The following is an 18221-nucleotide window of genomic DNA, read 5'->3' on the forward strand; positions in this document are numbered from 1 at the left end:
GGAGATGTCACCGCCTTCCGGGCCGGGGACCGGCGGTGGGCCCGGACTCGTTCCCGGCCACCCACCGCCGTACGCCCTCGATCAGTGAACCGCTCGCGTCGAGTGCGGCGTTCAGGCCCTCCTGCGGGCTGGTGCCGGCCCGTTGGTGCAGGACGACACCGAGGGCGAGACGGTCCCGGCCGCCGCGGTCGGGTGCGATGGCCGCCCACATCAGGGCGCCCCCCGCGGGGGTGCTGGAGCCGGTCTTGAGCCCGATCACGCCGGACGTGCCGAGCAGCGTGTTGGTGTTGAGGATCGTGCCGGGCACACCGGGGACGGTGGTGCCGGGCAGCGCGACGACGGACCTGAAGACCTTGTCGCGCATGACCTGCCGGACCAGCTTCAGCTGGTCGGCGGAGGTGCTTGTGGTCGTGGGCTCGATACCGCTCGCCCCGGTGTAGGTGGTCCGGTCCATGCCGAGGTCGCGGGCGGCCCGGTTCATCTTCACCACGAACGCCTGCTGTGAGCCCGCGTCCCAACGGGCCAGCAGCCGGGCGATGTTGTTGCCGGAGGGGATCAGCATCAGTTCCAGCAGCTGCCGTTCGCTCAGCCGCCGCCCCTGTACGACCGGCACGCTGGACTCCACGCCGGAGACGGACTCGTTCGCCGCCGACTCGTCGACGGTGACCCGGGGTCCGCTTTCGCCGTCGTGCAGCGGATGGTCGCGCAGGATCACGTACGCGGTCATCACCTTCGCGATACTGGCGATCGGCACCGGTGTCTGCGTGCCGTGGGTACCGAGGTCGCCACGGTCACCCAGCCCTTCGACCAGCACGCTCGCCTGCCCCTCGTGCGGCCAGGGCAGCGGTACCGCGGCGGGCCGCCCCGTCGGCCCGCCGGGGGCCGGCGAACCGCCCCCGTCGCCTCCCGGGGTGACGACGGTGGCGGTGAGCGCGGCCAGGGCGACCAGGGCGGTGGCGCCCGTCGTCAGCAGCGCCGCCCGGCGGGGCAGATGACGTGACCGGCCGGACCCGGGCCATGGACCGGGGGACCCCGGCGCCGATGTCCGGTCCCTGTCGCGCTCGCACGACTCGGGGGCTGTGCGCATGCGGGGGCACCTCCAAGGGGAATGTGCGCGGCGTTCACGCACGTCGACCACCTTGTGCGGGGCGGATGTCCGCACGGCCGTGACCGTGCGTCGGCCCCCGCTCGGCCGTTCATCCGTCGTGTATCAGCGCCTGTCCGGGCCGTTCCGTGTGCCGGGTCCCGGGGCGTGGCGGCCCGCGGTGCCGTGCGGCACCGCGTGAGGCGTCAGCCGGCCTTCGGCAGCCGAAGGGTGACGACGGCACCGCCGCCGGGCGCGTTGGCGAAGGACAGCGACGCCCCGATGACCTGGGCCTGGCCGAGCGCGATGGTCAGCCCGAGGCCGTGGCCCCGGCCGCGTTCCGACGCCCCCGTGCGGAACCGCTGGGGGCCGTCGGTGAGCAGTTCGCGGGGAAAACCCGGTCCGTGGTCGCGCACGGTCACACGGGTCCCCGCCACCTCGACCTCGACGGGTCCACGACCGTGCCGGTGGGCGTTGACGACCAGGTTGGCGACGATCCGGTCGAGCCGGCGCGGGTCGGTCTCGGCGGACAGGGCGCCGGTCGTGGTGAGCCGTGTCCGCAGCCCGGTGCGGTTCAGCGACTCGCCGACCGCCTCGGCCAGCGGGACCGGCCTGAGTTCGGCGCGCTCGGCGCCCGCGTCGAGTCGCGAGATCTCCAGCAGGTCCTCCACCAGGGTCCGCAGTACCCGCACCCGGTCGCGCACCAGATCGGTGGCCTCCCCCTCGGGCAGCAGCCCGCTGGCGGTGACCAGACCCATCAGCGGGGTGCGCAGTTCGTGGGCGACGTCGGCGGTGAATCGCTGCTCGGTGCGCAGCCGTCCGAGCAGGCTGTCGGCCATCGAATCGACGGTGGCCGAGATCTCGGTGATCTCGTCGCCGCCCCGGCCGGCCGCGGTCCTGGCGGCCAGGTCACCGGCCGCGATCCGGCGTGCGGTCCGAGCCACCCGCCGCAGCCTGCGGTTGGGCAGTTCCGCGGCGAGCGCCGACAGCGGAACGACGACGGCCAGCGCGACCAGGGAGTACTTCCACATGTGCCGGTCCAGTGCGCGCCGGGTGAGCAGGTCCGACGTCATGTCGACCTGCACCGCCACGGGGCTGCCGCGGTAGGTCCGCGCCGCCCACATCGCGGGGTGGTCCCCGGGACTGTCGCCGTCGTACCAGGTGGCGTATCCGTCGGTCGGCCCCTGCCGGGCCCGGAGCCGGCGCAGCAGTTCGTCGGGCATGGCGCCGGGCGACGTCCGCAGCCAGTCGGGCGCGGTCCCGCCCCGCTCGTCGTCCTGCAGGGCCCGGGACAACTGCGTCACGGCCTTGGACTCGCCGTCGTTCATCGACCGGTCGAGGGTGCTTCGGTGGACCAGCACCCCGACCGTCAGCGCGATCGCGCAGCAGGCCACGGCGACGAGCAGGGCGATCCGCCAGCGCAGCGAACGCCAGTTGAGGAGGTCGTGCAGGGTGTCCACGTCAGCGCCGCAACTTGTAGCCGAACCCGCGCACGGTCTGGATGCGCTCGGCTCCGATCTTCTTCCGCAGCCGCTGGACGCACAGGTCGACCACGCGGCTGTCGCCGTCCCAGCCGTAGTCCCACACGTTGCGCAGCAGCAGCTGCCGGTCCAGCACGATGCCGGGATTCGCGGCGAACTCGAGCAGCAGCCGCAGTTCGGTGGGGGCCAGCGCGACCGGCCGGTCCGCGACGAAGACCTCGAGTCCCGCGGTGTTGATGGTCAGATCGCCGAAGACGAGCGGGGCGTGTCCGCCGGGGTGACCGCTTTCCCCCGGCCGGCCGGCCGCGTCCGACGCGTCGGACGGCCCCCGGGACGCGGCGGGCGCGAAGGTCGTCCGCCGCAGCAGCGAGCGGATCCGGGCCACCAGTACCGCGGTGTCGACCGGTTTGACGACGTAGTCGTCGGCACCCGCCTCCAGACCGGAGACCACGTCCAGAGCGTCGCCGCGTGCGGACATCATCAGTACCGGGTCCGTGCTGGTCTCCCTGATCCTGCGGCACAGCCCGATCCCGTCGAGCCCGGGCAGCATGACGTCGAGCAGCAGCAGGTCGTGGCGGCCCTCCCGGAACAGTTCCAGTCCGGTCAGGCCGTCCCCTGCGGACGTGACACGGTAGCCGTAGCGCTCCAGCGCCATCGTGACCGATCTGCGGATCACCTCGTCGTCCTCGACGAGGAGGATCGTCACGGGTGCCGAGGTGCTGCCCCCAGCCACTGGAACCGACATCTCTCCCCATCATCGGACGTAGGTGCTGGATCTCCATCATGCGACGGGGATCGCGTCCTGTTCGAATTCTGCAGTCACGGCGTCCCCGCCGGGCATCCGCCGCAGCTCAGCCGTGCATCAACTGTGTATCGGCCTGCCTCGTACGGGCCGCGCGGTCGTCCGGGCGGTGCCGGGTGCACTGCCCGGAGGGGTAGCGTCGCGTCCCATGGCAGACGGCATCACGGACGACGGGTCGGTCGAGGGGGTCAGGCGGGCGGTCGCCGCCGACGTGCCGGCGGTGCGTGCCCTCACGGATGCGGCGTACCACCACTACATCGCGCGCATCGGGGTGACACCACGGCCCATGGAGGCGGACCACGCGGCGAACGTGGCCGCGGGACGGGTGTTCGTGACGGGGGAGCCCGTGGTGGGCCTCGTGGTCGTGGAGGCGTTCGGCGACCATCTGTTCCTGGACAGCCTCGCCGTGCACCCCGACGCCCAGGGGCAGGGAGTGGGACGGCGGCTGCTCGCCTTCGTCGACGCGCACGCGCGTGCGCTCGGACGGAACGAGGTCAGGCTGTACACGAACGCGATGATGTGGGAGAACCGGAGGATCTACCCGAAGTACGGATACGAGGTCGTGGAGCGCCGCGCCGACGGGCCGTACGACCGGGTGCACTATCGCAAGCGGCTGGACTCGGACCGTCCTGCCTGACATGCCGGGAGCGAGGGGCGGGCTCAGCCGTCCGGCCACCAGATGCGCGCGATGTCCTTGCGCACCTCGGGGCGCTCGACGGGGCGTTCTTCGGTTTCCTCGCGCAGTCGGCGGGAGTCGGTCCGCTTCAGCGGCTTGTGCAGGGTCACTCGGCGCATGACTGCCTCCTTGTGCCTATCGGGTTCCTCGTTTGTCCTGAGGTAGACCCTTTGGGCGAGGGTTCCTCATCGATCGCGGTCTGTCTGTGGCGGCTGTCACCATGGCGGTGTCAGTGGTGGCCGTCACCCTGGCCTCATGACCAGGTACATGACCAGGAACATGGCCAAGAACGGGAACTCCGAAACCTCGGCGGGCGGGGGCGTGGACTGGGACGCCGCGGCCGCCACCTTCGACGAGGAGCCGGACCACGGTCTGCGCGATCCCGCGGTGCGCGAGGCCTGGGCCGCCCGGCTGGGGGAGTGGCTGCCGTCGCAGCCCGCGGACGTGCTGGATCCGGGCTGCGGCACGGGCAGCCTGTCACTCCTCGCCGCCGAGCGCGGGCACCGCGTCACCGGCGTGGACCAGTCACCGGCGATGGTGGCGCAGGCCCGCGCCAAGCTCGCCGGCCGTGACGCAGTGTTCCTCGTCGGTGACGCCGCGGCACCCCCGGTCGGTGAACAACTTTTCGACGTGATCCTCGTACGGCATGTGCTGTGGGCCCTCCCCGACCCGGGCCGGGTCCTGCGGCACTGGCGGGGACTGCTGCGGCCGGGGCGGGCCCTGGGCGCGGAAGGGGGACGGCTGGTGCTGGTCGAGGGCGTGTGGGGCACGACGAGCCCGGTCGGCATCCCCGCCGACCGCCTCACCGAACTCCTCGCGCCCCTCGGCCTCGACGTACGGGTCGAGCGGTTGTCGGACGACACCCGGCTGTGGGGCAAGGAGGTCGACGACGAGCGGTATGCGGTGGTGGCGGTCTCCTGACCGGCCGGGTTCAGGCCAGCAAACCCTCGAAACCGCCCCCACGGGCGAGGAGTTCGAGGTCGTCCAGGGCCCGTACGGCGGCCGCGGCCGCCTGCGGGTCCGTCACCGCGAGCCCGCTCGCCGCGAACTCGTCCTCGTCCAGGCGGAGCACGGTCCGTCCGTCCGCGGAGCGCCACAGGTCCAGATCGAGGTCCTCGACGGTCACTTCGCCGCCCGAGACGGTGGCCGGCCGGGTGATGTCGCAGTACCAGCCCTTCAGCGTGCCCAGCTCGTCGCGCACCTCCTTCACCGCATACCAGCGGTCGCGCCAGTAGTACTCCGTGAGGACGTCTTTGGGCTCGAGCCGTACGAACCCGAAGTCGCGGACGCCGGCGGCCGCCCAGGGCGCGCGCACGGCGATCCTGGTCCCGTCGTCGTGGAGCAGCTCGGCGGGGTAACGGATCTTCGTGCGGCCCGCCTTGACCAGGACGACCTCCACCGCGCCCCGTGTGTCAGCCGAGTTCGCGGACATACTGCACCTCCGTCGCGCAGACCTCGTAGCCGAACCACTTGTTGATCGCGAGCATCGGTCCGTTGCCCGCGTCGTTGCCCGTGAACGCCTCCCTGAGCCCGGCCTCGCGGGCACGGTGCAGTGAGTCGTTCTTGGCGAGCTTGGCGAGGCCGCGGCCCCGGAAGGCGCGAAGGGTGCCCGTCATGGCGGTGCCGTAGCGGGTGCCGTCGGTGCGGGCCGCGGTGAAGGCGACCGGACGGCCGTCCACGACCGTCACCGACGTCAGTTCCCGGGACAGGAGGGGGTGGTTCCAGGTCTCCTCGAGCCAGGCCTCGTAGTCGGTGAACTCGCGTTCCACATCACTCGGTTCGTCCGCGACCGTCTCCGCGTCCAGCGCGAACAGAGGGCGAGGGTCGCCGGCGAAGTCCGTGCCCGTGAGCAGTTCCACGCCCGGCGGAGGGTTCCGCGGCGGGGGCAGTGCGCCGTGCGCCAGGTCGAGACGGAGGAAGTGGGCGGAGCGGCCCGCGCGACAACCGCGCTTCTCGGCGAAGCCCCGAGGCGCGGGCGCGTCCGACACCCAGGTGTACAGCCGGGTCGCGCCCAGGGCCCGCAGCCGCTCCTCGGCGGTGGCCGCCAGCAGTGAGCCCGCGCCGCGGCCCCGCCGGTCCGGGTCGACGTAGACGTTGACGTAGGCGTGTCCGGGTTCCGGGCTGTCGTACACCAGGCCGACCTGGGCCGTCCCGACGGGCACACCGTCCTCCTCCGCGAGGAGGGGCCGGTAGTGGGCGTCCGGATGCGTGTGCCGCAGGTCGTAGGCGAGGGACGCGCCGGTGGAGATGATGTACGGCAGCGTGCGGCGGCGGATGCGGGCGAAGGCGTCGGTGTCCTCGGGTGTCTCGGGACGGACCTCGCGCACGGTCACGGTCATGGCCCGCACGGTACGCGGCGGTTGCGGTCGGGTGCCTCCGAATATCCCGCCGTTGGGGGAGAATCGGCCTGTGACCTTGAAGATCCACATCATGGAGGGGGGCGCCCCGTACGAGCAGGTGCGCGCCCAGATCGCCGAGCAGGCCCGGTCGGGTGCGCTGCCGGTGGGATACCGGCTGCCGACCGTGCGCGGGCTGGCCGAGTCCCTCGGCCTCGCGCCGAACACGGTGGCCAAGGCCTACCGGGCGCTGGAGACGGACGGAGTGATCGAGACCCGCGGCCGCAACGGGACGTTCGTGGCCGCCGCGGGCTCGGCCGCGGAGCGTGAGGCGGCGGGCGCCGCCGCCGGGTACGCAGAGCGTGTGCACCGCCTCGGCCTCACCGAGGCCGAGGCGCTGGCCGCGGTGCGGGAGGCCCTGCGGGCGGCGTTCGCGCAGTAGGCGAAGCGGCCTCGCCTAGCGCTGTGCCGTGTCCCTGGACGCCGCCGGGAGGTGCTGGGGTGTGCGTGTCACCTTCAGGCCGGCCGCCGTCGCCGCGCGGGCGAAGGTCATCGCGTCCAGGACCGCCGCCGCGTGCGGATCGTTGTTGAAGTAGGCGTAGACGTCCCGTCCGTCCGGCCAGACGGCGTCGATGCGCTGGACCCAGGAGGTGAGGGACCGGCGGCCGTAGTGCGGCCACGGCCGGGCGCGACCGGCGTGGAAGCGGACGTAGCCCCAGTCGGTGGTGCGCCACAGCGGGGTGACCGGGCGGGAGAGGACGTCGGCCCAGCACAGCGCCGCCCCCCGGGCCTCGAGCACCGCGCGGACCTCCGGCGTCCACCACGAGTCGTGGCGCGGCTCGACCGCGACACGGGTGCCGGAGGGGAAACAGGCCAGGCAGTGGTCGAGCAGGGCCGGATCGGCCCGCAGGGTGGGCGGGAGCTGGAGCAGCACGGGCCCGAGCCGGTCGCCGAGGCCCGCCGCGTGGCTCATCAGGCGGTGCACCGGCTCCTCCGGGTCCCGCAGCCGTTTGATGTGCGTCAGATAGCGGCTCGCCTTCACCGCGACCACGAAGTCCTGCGGAACCCGTTCGCGCCAGTCCTCGAAGGTCTCCTCGGACGGCAGCCGGTAGAACGCGTTGTTGATCTCGACCGTGGCGAATCGGGTCGCGTACTCCTCCAGCCACAACCGCACGGGCACGCCGGACGGGTACAGGACGTCGCGCCAGTCCTTGTACTGCCACCCCGACGTGCCGACGAACACGGTCATACGACCATCAAAGCACCGTCTGCGGCCTTTTCACCGATCCGCTACAGGTACAGTCCCGAATCCGCCTCCGCCCGCTGATCGGGAACCGAGGTCGGGGACGTGCCCCGGCGCAGCGCGTACAGCTCCGCCAGGGTCGCCCCCTCGCGGCCCACACCGTCCTCCCGGCCGAGCCAGCTCACCGCCTCGGGGCGGGTCAGACGGCCCACCTCGATCCGGGCGAGGCAGCGGCCGGGGCGGACGACGGCCGGGTGGAGCCGCTCCAGGTCCTCGTTCGTGGTGACGCCCACCAGAACGTTCCTGCCCTGCCCCAGCAGTCCGTCGGTGAGGTTCAGCAGACGCGACAGCGCCTGGCCCGCGGTGTGCTTCGCCTCCCCGCGGATCAGTTCGTCGCAGTCCTCCAGCAGGAGCAGACGCCAGCGCCCCTTGCCCGCCCCGTCCTCCTCGCCGATGGCGATGTCCATGAGGTACCCGATGTCGGAGAACAGGCGTTCGGGGTCGAGGACGCAGTCCACCTGGCACCAGTCCCGCCACGAGCGGGCCAGTGTGCGCAGGGCGGACGTCTTGCCCGTGCCCGGCGGGCCGTGAAGCAGCAGCAGGCGGCCCGCGATGTCCTCCGGTGTCGTCTTCATCAGGCGGTCCATCGCATCCGCCACCGGCGCCGTGTAGTTGGGGCGGACGTCCTCCCAGGTACCGGCCGCGATCTGGCGGGTCGTGCGATGCGGCCCGCGCCTCGGCGACACGTACCAAAAGCCCATGGTGACGTTCTCCGGCTGGGGTTCCGGCTCGTCCGTCGCGCCGTCCGTGGCCTGGGTGAGCACCTTCTCGGCGAGTTCGGCGCTGGTGGCGGTCACGGTGACGTCCGCGCCGCGGTTCCACCGGGAGACCAGCAGGGTCCAGCCGTCGCCCTCCGCGAGGGTCGCGCTGCGGTCGTCGTCACGGGCGATGCGCAGCACCCGGGCGCCCGGAGGCAGAAGCGTGGCCCCGGAGCGTACGCGGTCGATGTTCGACGCGTGCGAGTACGGCTGCTCGCCCGTCGCGAAGCGGCCGAGGAACAGCGCGTCGACGACGTCGGACGGCGAGTCGCTGTCGTCGACGTTGAGCCGGATCGGCAGAGCTTCGTGCGGGTTCGCGGACATGTCCGCCATGATCTGTCACACAGGCGTCCCGTGCACCCGCTTTCCGAGGTCCGCCGGGTGTGTCGGCTGTGCCCGGTGCTTCCGGTCCGCCCCTCTACGTCCTGTTACAGGGCTGTCGCACGACTAAATCTGTTCCTGGGCCGAACCCCGCCGTTAGTGTGGCCCATGATGGGACGTCATGAGTGGGATACGGGGGCATGGCGGTGGCGGCTCACCGCGCTGCTCGGCGTGGGGGTGGCCGCTCTGGCCCTGGTGGTGACGCTGATCAACACACTGCCGGGGAACGGTGGGAGCACCAGCGGCACGTCGCCGGACGGCGACAAGGTGCACGGCACGCCGGCCGTGCCGAAGGAGGCGAAGCCGGACGTCGGCTGGGGCTTCACGCACACGCAGTACAGCGCGGACGAGGGCAGCGGCAGCGCCACCGCGCGTGTCGAGGACCTGCTCTCCGGCAGCGGGCTGCCGGAGAACCAGCACATCATGGGCTGGGGCGCGGACAATCCCGAGCCGGTCGAGGGGCATTACGACTTCGGGGCGATGGACCGCCGTATCGACTTCGCCCGCAAGGCGGGCGGCACCCCGGTCGTCACCCTGTGCTGCGCCCCGGACTGGATGAAGGGCGGCAAGGCGGGCGCGGACAACACCGACTGGAGCCAGACCGCCCTGGAGACCGCGCCGGCGCCGGACCACTACAAGGACTTCGCCGCGCTCGCGGCGACCGTCGCCAGGCGCTATCCGGACGTGCGGCACTTCGTCGTCTGGAACGAGTTCAAGGGCTTCTGGAACAACTCCGAGGCCCGCTGGGACTACGAGGGCTACACCCGGCTCTACAACCTGGTCTACAAGGCGCTCAAACAGGTCGACCCGAAGATCATGGTGGGCGGACCGTACCTGGTCATGGACAGCGTCGACCCGCGGCAGAAGGAGGACGCCTCCCCGGCCCTGCGCGGTCCCTGGGGTGCGATGGACCAGCGTGTCCTCGACGCCTTCGACTACTGGAACAGGAACAAGGCGGGCGCCGACTTCGTCGTGGTGGACGGCTCCAGCTACACCAAGGACGACGACCTGCTGCCCGACGAGTTCGCCGCCACCGACAAGCTCACCGCCGTCGGCGCCTGGGTACGGCAGCAGACCCACGACCTGCCGCTGTGGTGGGCGGAGTACTACGTCGAACCCGCCGACGGCAACGACGACCGCAAGGGCTGGACGGAGGGCCACCGTGTCGCCGTGCAGGCCGCGGGGATGATCGCCATGGTCAAGGGCGGGGCCTCCTCGGGCTTCTACTGGAACCCGGAGAAGGAGAAGGGCACCGACTGCGCGGGCTGCCTGTGGACGCCGACCGACACCGCGAACGGCGGCCGGGCGCTGCCCATGTACGGCCTGGTCTCCCGCTTCGGCAAGGAGTTCCCGCCGGGCACGCGGTACCGGACGGTGCCGGTCGCCAAGGACGACGTCCCGAACGTGCGCGTCCTCGCCACCGACAAGGTCGTCCTCGTGGTCAACACCCTCGACCGGACGATCAGCGCCGAGGTGGACGGCAAGCGCTTCGACATGAAGGCGTACGAGGTGAAGTGGCTCGAGCGATGAGCCGCTTCACCTCGTACGCCGGATGACGCTCAGCCCTTCCCCATGGTCAGGAACCGCTGCACCAGCGAGGCCAGCAGCACGGCCAGCAGCGGGAGCGAGAACCAGAAGCCCGACTGCAGCCAGCGCAGTTTCCGTACGCTCGGCCGGACCGCGACGCGTACGATCTCGCGGGCCGTGAGCATCAGGATCAGGGCGACGGCCGCGAGCCCTCCGACGACCGACCACGGCGTCCAGGTCACCCGCGGTCCGATCGGGCCCGGAGCCGGCTTCGCGACGCTGCCCGCCGGCTGCTTGCGCAGCGCGTACATGGTCACGTCGTCGTTGACGAGGACCTTCGTCAGTTCCTGGCGGTCGTCCAGGCTCTTGACGAGCCGGGACTCCCACGTCGCCGAGTAGCCCACGTCCATCCGCAGGTAGGTCACCTGGCTCACGTTGATCATGAGATAGGAGTTCGGGCCCGCGTCCTTGAGCGACTTGACCAGGCCCGACACCAGGACCGGATCCGTGGGAGCGAGCGTCGGCACGTACTGCACCTTCTCCATGTCCCTGGCGCCCCACGGCATCGCCGGCGTGACGTTGTCGACGGTGTCGTTGCTCAGCCACAGCAGCCGCACCGTCGGGTCGTCGTGTGCGTACACGTAGTCCATGGCCGCGACCTCGCCGGGGCGGATCCGCTCGAAGGGCTCGTTGCCCCATCGGGCCACCAGGAAGCCGCCCATCAGCAGCAGCCCGGCCACGAGCGCCGCGAGCGGTGCGAGCGGTGCGAGGCTCATCCGGTCCTTGTCCCGTTCCTCGGCCGTCACGCCGGTGCGCGGGAAGAGCGCGAGCCCGGCGAGCAGGGCCGCACCCGGCAGGGCGAACATGAAGACGCGCAGCGCCATTTCACCGCCGTACGACTGCATGCCGAAGCCCAGGAACGGCACGAAGGTCAGTACGAGCAGCGACCGCTCGCGGTACCTGTTCTCGCGCCGCCGCCACCAGCCCCAGCAGGCGAACGCCATCACGGCGCCCGCGAGCGCCACCCTCGTGTAGAGGACCAGCTTGTGCGTCGAGTCGCCGCCCTGGATACGCCCGGAGACGGATGTCGACACATTGCTGCCGACGCCGCCGACCCCGCCGAAGAGCTCGTCGAAGTGCCCGGACCAGTAGGGCTCGGCCATGAAACCGACCCAGAAGGCCACCAGCACCGCGAACAGGATGGGCAGGCCGCGCAGTTCGGAGCGGCCGACCAGGACGAGCGCCGCGAGCACGCCCAGCATCACGAACGGGGTGAGCTGATGGGCCGGGACGCTCGCCGCGTACAGGCCGATCAGCACCATCAGCAGCACGGCCCGCTGCCCGCGCCCGGCCGGTTCGACCTCGGCCTCGCCGGGGCGTGCCTTGGTCCAGATCACGCGCGGCGCGCGGAACCACACCAGCAGGACGGCCACGAAGGCCAGGTAGAGCAGATAGGTGAAGCCCTGCGGTGAGAAGTAGTCCTGACCGACCCAGCCGCTGAGCACGAAGATCCACAGGCCGGTCCACTTGGCGCGCCAGCTCGCCCGCAGGGAGCGCAGCAGCAGGAACATGGGCGCCAGATAGAGCAGCTGGACGGTCAGGGGCCACCAGCGGATGACCTCCGTCAGGTCGGTGACCCCACACGCCTTCGCGACGAACGCCGCCAGCGCGAAGAAGCCCGGCCAGCTCCAGCGGGCGTCCAGATCGGGCACGGCCGACCCGGTCCGGTCGATGTAGTCGAGGAACCCCAGGTGCTGCCAGGCCGTCGCGAACCGTGGTTCGGTCTCGATCACGGCGGGCAGGGCGTGCAGCGACACGACCGTGGCGAGGAGTGTGACCAGGAGCAGGACCTTGGACTCGCGGCCGCGCCACAGCAGCGCGGCGAACACCACGATCAGCAGCGCGGCCCCGGCCAGGGTCGGCAGCGGCAGGACCGAGATGAGTCCCAGGCCGCCCATCCGCTCCAGGGAGCCGTCGTCGAGGCCCAACACCGGCACCCAGTAGAGCAGCAGCGCCGAGACCAGCAGACAGCCGAGGAGCACACCACCGAGCGGACCGAAGGCCTTCGGGCGCTCCTCGGGCGGCGGCTGCGCGGTGACGGGGTGCGACCGCTCGGCGGAACCGCCCGATGCCGTGTCCCGGGTCCCGGCCAGGGCGCCCTCCTCGGCAGCAGGGCCCCGTTCCTCCACCGGCAGACCCACCGGGCCGTCCGCTCCCGGCAGTCCGAGCGGCCGCGTCGGGCGGTCGCCCTCGACGGACACCACGGACGTCCCGGTGGGCGGGGTGCCGGGACCCGGGCGTACGTCGGGCCGGCGCTCCACATGGTCGAAGTCGACGTGTATGCCGAGCGCGAGCGTGTCGGCGTCCAGCTTCTTCGCCCAGGACGGACCGCTCTTCGGCGCGGGGACCTCGCGCGCCCCCAGGTCGGCGAGGTCCCCGTCCGGTGCCGCGTCCTCCGGCACGGCGTCCGCCGGGGCGGTACGCACGATCTTGAACAGCTTGGGTGCGGCGATCGCCACGATCACCGCGAGGCTGGAGATCTCCGCGACACCCGCGCCGGTCAGCCCCATCCGGGGGAGCAGCAGCACGGTGAGCCCGAGCACCAGGACGCACAACAGGCCCTGGAGGTAGGCGAGTCCGGAGGTGCGGCTCTGGGCGCGCAGTACCGCGAAGTACGTCTCCATGACGACCCGCAGCGCCGCTCCGACCGCGAACCAGCGCAGCAGCGGGGTCGCCGCGTGGGCGTAGCCCTCACCGAAGACGTGCAGGATGAAGGGAGCACCGAGGAACAGCAGCGCGCACACCGGCAGCATGATCCGGGCCATGCGCTTGAGCGCGGCCCGGGTGTTGGCGGCGAGGCGTGCCGGGTCGTGCGAGCCCTCGACGGTGAGCGAGGCCCCCATGTTGATGGCGAGCAGATTGGTCGTGCCGCCGATCGTGGTGGTGATGTAGAAGTACGCGTTGTCCGCGGCGCTGACCTGCGAGGCCACGATCACCGGTACGAGGTAGACCACGGCGAGGGAGAACAGCGAACCGGTGTAGTCGCCCGCCAGGAAGCGCCCGATCTCCCGCATCGACGGCGGGGCGGCCTGGTCCTCCGTCGCCTTGATGTGCCGGGGCACCAGGCGCCGGAACACCAGCCAGCCGAGCGGCAGCACGGACGTGGCGATGGCGGCGACCCAGGAGACGAAGACGCCCATCATGGGGATCGCGGCGGCCAGCCCGATCAGCAGCACCAGCTTCACCGCGGAGAACACGGTGTTGCCCACCGGGACCCACAGCGCGCTGCGCAACCCGGTCAGCACACCGTCCTGGAGGGTGAGCAGGTTCCAGGCGATGACGGCCACCACGAAGACGAGCGCCGGAGCGGGCCCGTGCAGGAAGCGGTACGACGGGCCCCACACGTGCAGCGTCAGCAGGAAGACGCCGGCGGCGAGTGCCACGATGATGCAACTGCCCGCGTAGGTGCGGAAGATCAGGCGGCCGGTGGTCCGTCCCGAGATCGGGATGAAGCGGGCCAGCGCGCCCGTGAGGGTCACCGCGGTGAGGCCGGCGAGGAGCTTCATCGCGGCGATCGCGGCGGAACCCTGACCGACCGCGGCGTCCGAGTAGTAGCGGGCCGCGACCAGCCAGTAGCCAAGCCCCAGCACCGCGGAGATACCGGTGTTGAGCATCAGCGCATAGGCGTTGCGGAACAGCTGGCTGCCGCCGCCCTCGCCGCTTCCGGGCAGGCGCAGGCGGCGCCCGGACTGCTCGGGCGCCGCGGTCGAGGTCTGTTGGGCCTGGGCTGTGGTGGTCGTGTCAGACACGGGAACCGATGGCCTTCCGGCGAACCTGTCGTGCTCTTCGGACCACGGCGTATCCCTTGGTGAGGGCGCGGTCCCTGGCGAAATTGCGAGCGATCGCACGGCCCTGGACGAGCCGCTCGAACTCCTCCGAGCCGGTGCTGCGGCGCACGGTGACACGGTGCAGCGCGTACGGACCCTGACCCGGGCGGGCGAGACCGTTGCCGACGGCGAGCGACTGGCGGTATCCCGTCTCGCGCACGGTCCGGCGCACCCGGCGACTGGAGTAGCCGTACGGGTAGGCGAACGAGACCGGGGCAGCGCCCAGTTCGTCGGCGACGATCTCCTTGCAGCGCAGGAGTTCGAACCGCAGGGCGACGTCGTCCAGTTGGTCCAGCTGCGGATGGGTGTGGCTGTGCCCGCCGATCTCGACCCCGCCGCCGGCGAGGTCGCGCACCTGGTCCCAGTCGAGCATGGTGTCGAGGCCGCCCCCGGTGTCGTGGGCGCCCCGGAGCCAGCCGGTCGAGACGAACAGGGTGGAGACGAAGCCGTGCTTGGCGAGCACGGGCAGGGCGTGGCGGTGCACACCCTCGTATCCGTCGTCGAAGGTGATGAGGACGGGCCGCGCGGGCAGCGGGTCCCCCTGCCGCCAGCAGCGGGCCAGCTCGGCGGTGGTGACGGGTGTGCGTCCCAGGTCCGCCAGCTGCGCCATCTGCTCGGAGAAGGCCTCGGGCGCCACCGACAGGGCGCGGGTCGCCTCGTTGGGCGCCGTCGCCACCGAGTGGTACATGAGGATCGGCACGGCCTGTCCGCTCATGCGAAGTCCCCCTCGCCGTCCGGTATCCGCACCACGGAGAAGGTGGCGCCGCCCCTGCGCGCCCGGACGCTTCCGAGGACGTACCCACCGGCGGCCGTGAGTACCCCGGCGACGATGGCGCCGGCCCGGCCGGCGCCGCCGGGGCGGGCCAGCAGAGCGTCACGCAGTCCGCGGGCGACACCGGCGGGCAGTACCCGGGTGGTGTAGCGGCGCTCCGACTCCAGTCCCTTGTCGGAGCCGACGCTGCGCGCCACCAGGGCCTTGGAGAGGCCTTCGGCGTAGGTACGGGTGCGGAAGTACGCGAAGTGCTCGCGCGGCGCGGGCACCCGGTGGTGGATCACCGCGCGGTCGTCGATCAGCAGGATCGCATCCGGTCTGGCCCGGCTGAGACGGATGCACAGCTCCGTCTCCTCGCAGCCCAGCGGGCGCTTGTCGCCGTCGCGTCCGATGCCCGTGGCGAAGCCGCCCGCCGCCGCGAACGCCGCGCGGCGGAAGGAGGCGTTGCCCCCGAGGACGTTGCGCACCCGCGCCCGGCCGGGCGGCAGCCCCTTGTAGGTGCAGCCCACCACCCAGTCGAACTCCTCCGGGAACCACGCAGGGCGGCGGCCCGAGGCCCAGATCGGCATCGTACGGCCGCCGACGGCCATGACCCGCGGGTCCGCATAGCCCTCGGCGAAGTGCTTCAGCCAGTCCCGCTCGGCCACGGCGTCGTCGTCGAGGAACGCGATGACCTCCCCGTGGGAGGCGGCGATCCCGGTGTTGCGTCCCGCGGACAGGCCGCGGGGGCCCGCGTTGGCGAGCACACGGACCTCCTCGGCCTCCTTGTACTCCCCGCTCAGCCGTTCCAGCAGGGCCTGGTTGTGGTCGACGACCAGCAGCGTCTCGCGCGCCGGCCGGGACTGCGCCCGCACCGAGGAGACCGCCGCGAGGATGTCCTCCCAGCGGTCCTCGGTGTAGACGCAGATCACCACCGAGATGTCCGGAGTGCTCAAGACAGCTCTCCCCGGCCCGAGTTGAGCGCCACCGCACGAGGGCGGCTGCGCAGCGCACGCCGGTTGGAGCGTTCCTGGAGGATGACCTTCAGCACCCGCAGACCGTCGCGCACCGCACGCAGGTTGCTCGCACCGTGGATGCGGAGGTACTCGTGGCTGGGGATCTCCTGCACCTTGAGCCCGGCCTTGACGACCCGGATGTTCATCAGGGTCTCCACCTCGAAGCCCGTGCAGTCGAGCTCGATCTTGTCGAGGCAGTGCCGCCAGAACGCGTTGTATCCGTAGCAGAGGTCGGTGTAGCGGGCGCCGAACTTGGCGTTGACGATCGCGCACAGCACCCGGTTGCCCAGTTTGCGGATCGGCGTCATGTCGGAGGTGCCGCCGCCGTTCGCGAACCGCGAGCCCTTCGCGAAGTCGGCGCCGGACACCAGTGCGGAGACATAGCTGACGATCTCCTGACCGTCCGCGGAACCGTCGGCGTCGACCATCACGATGATGTCGCCCGTGCAGGCCTCGAAGCCGGTGATCAGGGCATCCCCCTTGCCCTTGCCCTGCTGGCCGACGACCTTCACACCCGGCCACAGATCGCGCGCGACCTGGACGGTGTCGTCGGTGGAATTGCCGTCCACAAGGACCACTTCGTGAATCCACTCGGGAAGTGTCTTGAAGACGTACGGGAGATTCTCCGCCTCGTTCATGGCGGGAATCACCACGCTCACCGGTGGCGCGATGGCCAGGTGAGAGGAGATGGGTCGGTACCTGCCCTGATGTAACGGACCTTGATCCGAAACTGCAGGGCGCAGAACAGAACTCATGGGTCTGGTCCCTCTCGTCCGGTGGACCGTCCGCCCCTGGACGGTCCGGCATTGTGTCCGGTTCGAAAGGGGGGTACTCACTTACGGCATGCCGATGTGGATCTCCGTACACGCCGGGTGAGCTGGCAAAGCAGGCCGTCTGCCGGGAAAACGGCAGCCGACCGCGCGGCACGACTCGAACGACTGTGGTCGCCGAGCACGGCACCCCCCTACCGCGCCCCGCGCCGGAACCATCGCGGTACCTGAGCCCTCCCCTGGAGCCGCGTGATGATGGACCGATGCGGGTTGATGTATGACGGTATTGACGATTGCGACTTTATGGCAAGACCTGGGACGTGTCCCTGGTTTTGACCGGTATATGGGCGAAATTCAACCCCTCGAACGGATTTTCCCCATCCGTTTGAGGACGCGGTCGGCCGGCTCGAAGAACTCCGGCCGAGACAGCACCGCATTGCGCAGTGCCCGGACCGGGGCGCGGCGCGCCCTGTGCCCGAACGCAACGGGGTGACGTCGTGTCACCCACCCCTCGGACACGTACAGATCGCGTGTCTTCAGGGAATCCTTGTATTCCTTCCGGCCCCGGCCGAGATCCAGATGGGCGATGCCGTCCGCGGCGGCCGCCTCGGCCATCCGCAGATGGAGCACCAGGCCGGGCGAGTACTTGGCGAACTCCTGGTCGTAGGCCGGGAACCAGCAGGCCAGCACTCGATCGGTGCGCAGTCCGAAGTGGGCGGCGATCGGCCGTTCGCCCGCGTAGAGAACCGACAGAATGCCCGCGAACGGTTCCGCACGGGTGTGGAAGAGCTGCTGCACCAGCTGGGTGATCCAGTCGTGCGCGAAACGGTCGCTGCGCCCGGTCCTGCGGTACTGCGCCGACTTCCAGCCCATCAGCGTCCGAAGGACGGCCGGATCGCGCTCGTCGTGGACATAGCGCAGCTCGCCGGCGTCCCGTCCGAGCTTGCGCTCCTTGGCCAGTGTGGTGCGGGTGAACTTCGGTGACCGGTCGCGCAGTCGGCGCAGATACTCCTCGTATCCCTGGTCGACGTCCATGACCGGAGAGGGGAAGGTGCCGGAGGCTCCCGCCTCGAACGGCGTCTGGCCCTGCACCAGATGGTCGAACTCCCAGACGGCGAGCCCGCAGGTCCGCAGGAGTTCCTGGGCGTCCCAGACGAATCCCGGCCGGTGCACCATGCCCTGGCAGTCCGAGACCCCGAGGCCGACGGCACGGCCGACGCCGGCGGCCGTTCTCTGGAACGGGAGGAACGCGGCCGGTTCGGCGTCCTCGCGGACGACCGCGATACGCACGCCGCGTCTCGTCCGGCCCACGGCGAGCGCGAACTCGGGCGACAGGAAGGGGTTCGCCAGTCCGGGCGAGCCGTTGAGATGGGCTTTGGACTGCAGGGCCGTCCAGGCCGCCCGGTCGGCCGCCCTGAGCTCGCCCGGGCGGTACACGCTGATGTCCAC

The 18221-nt window shown here is 71.3% G+C and carries 17 protein-coding genes; 4 read left to right on the forward strand and 13 right to left on the reverse strand.

The features are described 5' to 3' along the window. Positions 1 to 7 precede the first annotated feature (7 nt). The 3 genes from ACSHXN_RS31620 to cseB form a co-directional block, all read right to left on the reverse strand. On the reverse strand, positions 8 to 1087 hold the full coding sequence (locus ACSHXN_RS31620; protein WP_438304553.1) for a D-alanyl-D-alanine carboxypeptidase family protein: 1080 nt from the start codon (positions 1085 to 1087) through the stop codon (positions 8 to 10). A gap of 203 nt (positions 1088 to 1290) precedes the next feature. Then, positions 1291 to 2544: a HAMP domain-containing sensor histidine kinase gene (locus ACSHXN_RS31625; protein ID WP_356291188.1), complete on the reverse strand. Its 1254-nt coding sequence runs from the start codon at positions 2542 to 2544 to the stop codon at positions 1291 to 1293. A 1-nt stretch (position 2545) separates the two neighbouring features. Beyond that, the gene (gene cseB / locus ACSHXN_RS31630; RefSeq protein ID WP_438304555.1) at positions 2546 to 3310 is read right to left on the reverse strand and encodes a two-component system response regulator CseB; all 765 of its coding nucleotides are present in this window, start codon (positions 3308 to 3310) and stop codon (positions 2546 to 2548) included. Positions 3311 to 3515: 205 nt separating this feature from the next. On the opposite strand from cseB, the gene ACSHXN_RS31635 reads away from it, so the two are divergent. Continuing rightward, positions 3516 to 4004 carry a GNAT family N-acetyltransferase gene (locus tag ACSHXN_RS31635; protein ID WP_356110675.1) on the forward strand — a complete coding sequence of 163 codons (489 nt, stop codon included), beginning with the start codon at positions 3516 to 3518 and terminating at the stop codon, positions 4002 to 4004. 23 nt (positions 4005 to 4027) lie between these two features. Here ACSHXN_RS31635 and ACSHXN_RS31640 read toward each other — a convergent pair whose 3' ends face one another. Continuing rightward, complete coding sequence (locus ACSHXN_RS31640; RefSeq protein ID WP_331267834.1) at positions 4028 to 4162, reverse strand: hypothetical protein; 135 nt, start codon at positions 4160 to 4162, stop codon at positions 4028 to 4030. A gap of 160 nt (positions 4163 to 4322) precedes the next feature. Here ACSHXN_RS31640 and ACSHXN_RS31645 point away from each other — a divergent pair, with 160 nt between their 5' ends. Next, the gene (locus ACSHXN_RS31645; protein ID WP_355801195.1) at positions 4323 to 4964 is read left to right on the forward strand and encodes a class I SAM-dependent methyltransferase; all 642 of its coding nucleotides are present in this window, start codon (positions 4323 to 4325) and stop codon (positions 4962 to 4964) included. A 10-nt stretch (positions 4965 to 4974) separates the two neighbouring features. Here the strand turns inward: ACSHXN_RS31645 and ACSHXN_RS31650 are convergent, their stop codons facing one another. Beyond that, positions 4975 to 5475 (reverse strand): DUF402 domain-containing protein, encoded by a 501-nt coding sequence (locus ACSHXN_RS31650; protein WP_355132515.1) that lies wholly within the window; start codon positions 5473 to 5475, stop codon positions 4975 to 4977. Beyond that, positions 5456 to 6382, reverse strand: a complete 927-nt coding sequence (locus tag ACSHXN_RS31655) for a GNAT family N-acetyltransferase (protein WP_355132516.1) — start codon at positions 6380 to 6382, stop codon at positions 5456 to 5458. The genes ACSHXN_RS31650 and ACSHXN_RS31655 overlap by 20 nt, the downstream gene beginning before the upstream one ends. 70 nt (positions 6383 to 6452) lie before the next feature. On the opposite strand from ACSHXN_RS31655, the gene ACSHXN_RS31660 reads away from it, so the two are divergent. Further along, positions 6453 to 6821, forward strand: a complete 369-nt coding sequence (locus ACSHXN_RS31660) for a GntR family transcriptional regulator (RefSeq protein WP_438304559.1) — start codon at positions 6453 to 6455, stop codon at positions 6819 to 6821. 15 nt (positions 6822 to 6836) lie between these two features. Here ACSHXN_RS31660 and ACSHXN_RS31665 read toward each other — a convergent pair whose 3' ends face one another. Both ACSHXN_RS31665 and ACSHXN_RS31670 read right to left on the reverse strand, forming a co-directional pair. Next, positions 6837 to 7628: a DUF72 domain-containing protein gene (locus ACSHXN_RS31665; protein WP_355132517.1), complete on the reverse strand. Its 792-nt coding sequence runs from the start codon at positions 7626 to 7628 to the stop codon at positions 6837 to 6839. Between the two features lie 41 nt (positions 7629 to 7669). After that, positions 7670 to 8764 carry a DUF5925 domain-containing protein gene (locus tag ACSHXN_RS31670; RefSeq protein WP_355132518.1) on the reverse strand — a complete coding sequence of 365 codons (1095 nt, stop codon included), beginning with the start codon at positions 8762 to 8764 and terminating at the stop codon, positions 7670 to 7672. A gap of 168 nt (positions 8765 to 8932) precedes the next feature. Here ACSHXN_RS31670 and ACSHXN_RS31675 point away from each other — a divergent pair, with 168 nt between their 5' ends. Then, complete coding sequence (locus ACSHXN_RS31675; protein WP_355132634.1) at positions 8933 to 10351, forward strand: GH39 family glycosyl hydrolase; 1419 nt, start codon at positions 8933 to 8935, stop codon at positions 10349 to 10351. 29 nt (positions 10352 to 10380) lie between these two features. Here ACSHXN_RS31675 and ACSHXN_RS31680 read toward each other — a convergent pair whose 3' ends face one another. The 5 genes from ACSHXN_RS31680 to ACSHXN_RS31700 all read right to left on the reverse strand — a co-directional run bounded on the left by ACSHXN_RS31680 (position 10381) and on the right by ACSHXN_RS31700 (position 18221). After that, positions 10381 to 14157, reverse strand: a complete 3777-nt coding sequence (locus ACSHXN_RS31680; RefSeq protein WP_438304563.1) for a lipopolysaccharide biosynthesis protein — start codon at positions 14155 to 14157, stop codon at positions 10381 to 10383. Next, entirely contained in the window at positions 14150 to 14950 is an 801-nt protein-coding gene (locus ACSHXN_RS31685) for a polysaccharide deacetylase family protein (RefSeq protein ID WP_355132520.1), read from the reverse strand. The genes ACSHXN_RS31680 and ACSHXN_RS31685 overlap by 8 nt, the downstream gene beginning before the upstream one ends. Beyond that, the gene (locus ACSHXN_RS31690) at positions 14947 to 15942 is read right to left on the reverse strand and encodes a glycosyltransferase family 2 protein (RefSeq protein WP_355132521.1); all 996 of its coding nucleotides are present in this window, start codon (positions 15940 to 15942) and stop codon (positions 14947 to 14949) included. The genes ACSHXN_RS31685 and ACSHXN_RS31690 overlap by 4 nt, the downstream gene beginning before the upstream one ends. Further along, entirely contained in the window at positions 15939 to 16757 is an 819-nt protein-coding gene (locus ACSHXN_RS31695) for a glycosyltransferase family 2 protein (protein ID WP_355132522.1), read from the reverse strand. The genes ACSHXN_RS31690 and ACSHXN_RS31695 overlap by 4 nt, the downstream gene beginning before the upstream one ends. Positions 16758 to 17126: 369 nt before the next feature. Then, a complete protein-coding gene (locus tag ACSHXN_RS31700; protein WP_355132523.1) occupies positions 17127 to 18221 on the reverse strand; it encodes a GNAT family N-acetyltransferase in 1095 nt (364 codons plus the stop codon).

Origin of the sequence: Streptomyces sp. HUAS TT11, from assembly GCF_051553595.1 — a bacterium.
Taxonomy (GTDB): domain Bacteria; phylum Actinomycetota; class Actinomycetes; order Streptomycetales; family Streptomycetaceae; genus Streptomyces.